This window comes from Microbacterium sp. ISL-103, assembly GCF_018613995.1.
Classification (GTDB): domain Bacteria; phylum Actinomycetota; class Actinomycetes; order Actinomycetales; family Microbacteriaceae; genus Microbacterium.
The window spans coordinates 1-3,587 of the sequence record NZ_JAGGPD010000104.1 but is presented as its reverse complement, the minus strand read 5'-3'; the positions used below and the strand labels follow the sequence as shown (position 1 = coordinate 3,587).

General features: G+C 68.9%; 3 protein-coding genes and 1 pseudogene. 1 reads left to right on the top strand and 3 read right to left on the bottom strand.

All coding sequences use genetic code 11. The features are described 5' to 3' along the window. Both J7E68_RS04740 and nadE read right to left on the bottom strand, forming a co-directional pair. Positions 1–614: pseudogene (locus tag J7E68_RS04740) on the bottom strand (DNA helicase); the annotation flags it as partial. Positions 615–685: 71 nt separating this feature from the next. Next, complete coding sequence (gene nadE / locus J7E68_RS04735; RefSeq protein ID WP_215170320.1) at positions 686–1,504, bottom strand: ammonia-dependent NAD(+) synthetase; 819 nt, start codon at positions 1,502–1,504, stop codon at positions 686–688. A 114-nt stretch (positions 1,505–1,618) separates the two neighbouring features. On the opposite strand from nadE, the gene J7E68_RS04730 reads away from it, so the two are divergent. Then, positions 1,619–2,176 carry a nucleoside phosphorylase gene (locus J7E68_RS04730; protein ID WP_215170318.1) on the top strand — a complete coding sequence of 186 codons (558 nt, stop codon included), beginning with the start codon at positions 1,619–1,621 and terminating at the stop codon, positions 2,174–2,176. Positions 2,177–2,227: 51 nt separating this feature from the next. Here the strand turns inward: J7E68_RS04730 and J7E68_RS04725 are convergent. Continuing rightward, positions 2,228–3,587: SbcC/MukB-like Walker B domain-containing protein (locus J7E68_RS04725; protein ID WP_285224841.1), on the bottom strand; the 1,360-nt coding region annotated here is incomplete at its 5' end.

Below are 3,587 nucleotides of genomic sequence, written 5' to 3'. Positions count from 1 at the left end.
CGGTCGGGGAGGGGGGCCCGCAGCCGCGCGCGCCTGACCTGGAACAGCGGAAGGAGGTCGTCGACCGAGTGCGTGCTCACCGTGCCGTCACCGAGGATGAGGTCGACCTCATCGGAGCGAGGGATGCCCAGTCGGTCGAGCTGATCGACGTATGCCGCGAGCTGCATGAGAGCGGTTACTCGCGCCTTCCGGGCGAGTTTCGAATCCTGCACGCGCCACCGACCGTCATCGTCGCGTTTCAGGAAATCGGCGAATCCGACGAACTCCGGCGTCGCGAACGCCGCCTGGAAGACGACGATCGCGTCGGACCCGAGCGCTCGCACGGTCTCGTCGACGGCAGCGGCGAGGGCCTCGGCATCGACGGATGAGACCTTCTCGACGCGATGCACGCGATCGTCGCCCAGGTCGTCGATGTAGCGCGCCAGGACGTTCTGCTCATGGACGTCACCGAGCAGCGCAGCGCGCGCGAGCGTCGCGTCTTCCGGCTCTTCCACAGCGGGTACGCGTCCCAGCTTGGCGTCGATCGCACGACACCATGCGAACTCGCATTCGGCGGCCGCCTTGAGGTCGCTCGCGCTCCAGATGACGCGCTGCGCCTGAGTGTCGATCCGCACGATTCTCCCGTTCCCTCGGATGCTTCGACACTAGCCGCGGCATCCGACACGGGGTCACGACGGGTGCCGTGTCAGCGCCACCAGGTGTCGTCGGGGGTCACCGGCAGGCTCCGCTTGTGCTGGGTGGCGTGGTAGCGCGACTCGATGCGCCCGGCCACATCGGGGTCGACCTCGCGCCCCTCGAGGAAGTCGTCGATCTGCTCGTAGGTCAGACCGAGCTCGTCTTCGTCGGCGCGCCCCGGCTGACCGTCGAGCAGGTCGGCTGTCGGCACCTTGTACGCGAGCTGGTCGGGTGCTCCGAGAAGAAGAAGCAGCGATCGCCCCTGCCTCTTCGACAGACCCGAGAGCGGAAGGATGTCGGCGGCGCCGTCGCCGAACTTCGTGTAGAAGCCGGTCACGGCCTCGGCCGCATGGTCGGTGCCGATCACGAGCAGACCGTCGTGCCCGGCGAGTGCGTACTGCGTCACCATGCGCACGCGAGCCTTGATGTTGCCGCGGTTGAAGTCGCTGATGTCGCTCGTCACTGCGAACTCGATGTCCTCCTCGACGCCGTCGACGCCGTTCTGGATGTTGACCTCGACCGAGGCGTCCGGCTCGATGAACTCGAGCGCCGCCTGGGCATCTGCGGCGTCCTTCTGCACGCGGTAGGGCAGTCGGACCGCGAGGAACCTCGCCTCGCCGCCTTCGGCACGCACACGCTCGACCGCGAGCTGGGCGAGCCGCCCGGCGAGCGTCGAGTCCTGCCCGCCGGAGATCCCGAGCACGAAGCCCTTGGCCCCTGTCGCGCGCAGGTAGTCGGCGAGGAACCCGACACGGCGTTCCACCTCGACCGCGGGATCGATGTCGGACTTCACTCCGAGTGCGTCAGAGATCTGCTGCTGCAGGGTCATGTGTTCCTCCGGTCTGCCCGACGTCAGTATCCTCCCCCAGTGTTACACCGAGATGACGTCGGCCGCACACCTGCTCGACTTCGCAGCGATCGATCCACCTGGCAGGATGGCGGGGTGAAACTTCTCGTCGCAGCCATGGCCTCTGAACTCGCAGCGTTCCCGGAGCAGCTCGAGGGATTCGACCAGCTGGTCACCGGCGAAGGCAAGATGCAGGCCGTGTTCGCCCTCACCCGTGCGCTCGACGCCAAGGAGTACACCGAGGTGGTGGTCGTCGGGACCGCGGGCGGCATCGACCCTGAACTCGAGGCGACCGTGCACGAGATCGGCAGCGCTCTGCAGCACGACGTCTTCGATCTCGACGGCGTCGCCGGGCAGCACGTGTCTCTGCCCGCGCGCGTGTCCACTGGCCGCGAGGGCGTGCTGATCGCGACCGGCGACAGCTTCGTGGGCGACGCCGGCATCACGGCCGTCATCCGACCGTCCGGCGCGGGGCTGGTCGACATGGAGACCTACGCGTACATCTGGGTCGCTGAGCAGTTCGGAGTGCCGATCCGCGCATTCCGTGCGATCTCGGACCGGGCCGAAGACGGCGCACTCGTCGATTTCCGCGAGGCGATCGCACGCTGCAGCGTGCAGCTGCGCGAGGTGATCCGCCAGGAGTACGGCGTCTGACGACGGGCACCGTCTGGACTCGGGGATTCCGCGAGCGGGACGGTGTGGGTCTCAGCGCGCTTCTATGACGCTCGGACCCTCCGACGTCGCGCGCACCCGCAGCTGCGCCGGGATCTGCTCCTGCATCGCTTCGACATGACTGATCACGCCGACGGTGCGCCCGCCCTGACGGAGCTCGTCGAGCGTGCGCATCGCGACATCGAGAGTGTCGCCGTCGAGTGATCCGAATCCCTCGTCGATGAAGAGGGTGTCGAGCCTGATGCCGCCGGCACGTGCCGTGACGACCTCCGCGAGGCCCAGTGCCAGGGCGAGGGAGCTCAGGAACGTCTCACCTCCTGACAGGGACTGAGCAGGGCGCGTCTGTCCGGTGAACGCGTCGAACACGACGATTCCGAGCCCGGATGCTGCGCCGCGAGCGGCGAGCGCGTCGGAGTGGCGCAACTGATATCGCCCGGTCGACATGTCGCCGAGACGTCTGTTCGCGGCGTCGACGATCTCCTCGAGCTCGGCCGCGAGGACGAAGGTCTCGAGGGTCATCTTCCGGGTGTTCGCACCCCGCCCTGCGATCGTGTCGGCGAGCCCCCGGAGAACCTCGTAGTCGGCCGCGTCGTCTGCGGTGCGCGCGTGCTCCGACCACGCGGCCTCGATGATCGCCGCGAGCTGCTCTGCGACGGCCGCCGCCCGCCCGGACTCATCGACCGCCGCCGACCAGCGCTGCCGCGCGGTGAGAGACAGCAGCTCGGCCGGGGCGAGATCGATCGCCTCTTCCGGGAGCGTACGGAGCTCGAGGTCGAGCAGAATCGCACGCTCCTTCTCGCGCTGCACGGCGTGCTGCGTGACTCGGGTCTCGAGCGCCGCCTGCGCGGCGGTGGAGCGCAGCGCCAGCTCGACAGCGTGGACTCCGTCGAAATCTGACGCCTCGAGCGCGGATTCCTGCTCGGCCCTCGCCGCTGCCGCCGTCTCGGCTCGGTGCGCTCGTTCGACGGATGCCTCGACCAGGGCCTGTGCGGACTGGACCTCGGCGAGCGTCGCCGCGAGCCTGTCGGCGACGGACTCGTACGGCCCTCGTGCGTCGTCGATCGCCCGCCGTGTCTCGGCGACGCGCTGGGCCACGAGCAGCTGCGTCTCGCGAGCCGTGGCCAGCGCCGCAGAATCACGTTCACGTTCGCTATCGAGTCGGCGGAGGCGCTCCTGCAGCACATCGCGCTTCTGCTCGAGCGCAGCCCGCTGATCGAACGCGTCAATGCTCTGCGCGAGCGCGGCTGTCGACGCGTCGAGCTCTGCCGCGGCCTCGTCGACCTCTCGACCGTCGGCACGGGTGAGCGCTGCGGCGAGGTCGGCCCTCAGCGACGACGTCAGTTCTGCGGCATCGCGCTCACGCTGTGCGAGTGCGTCGCGGCCGGATTCCGCC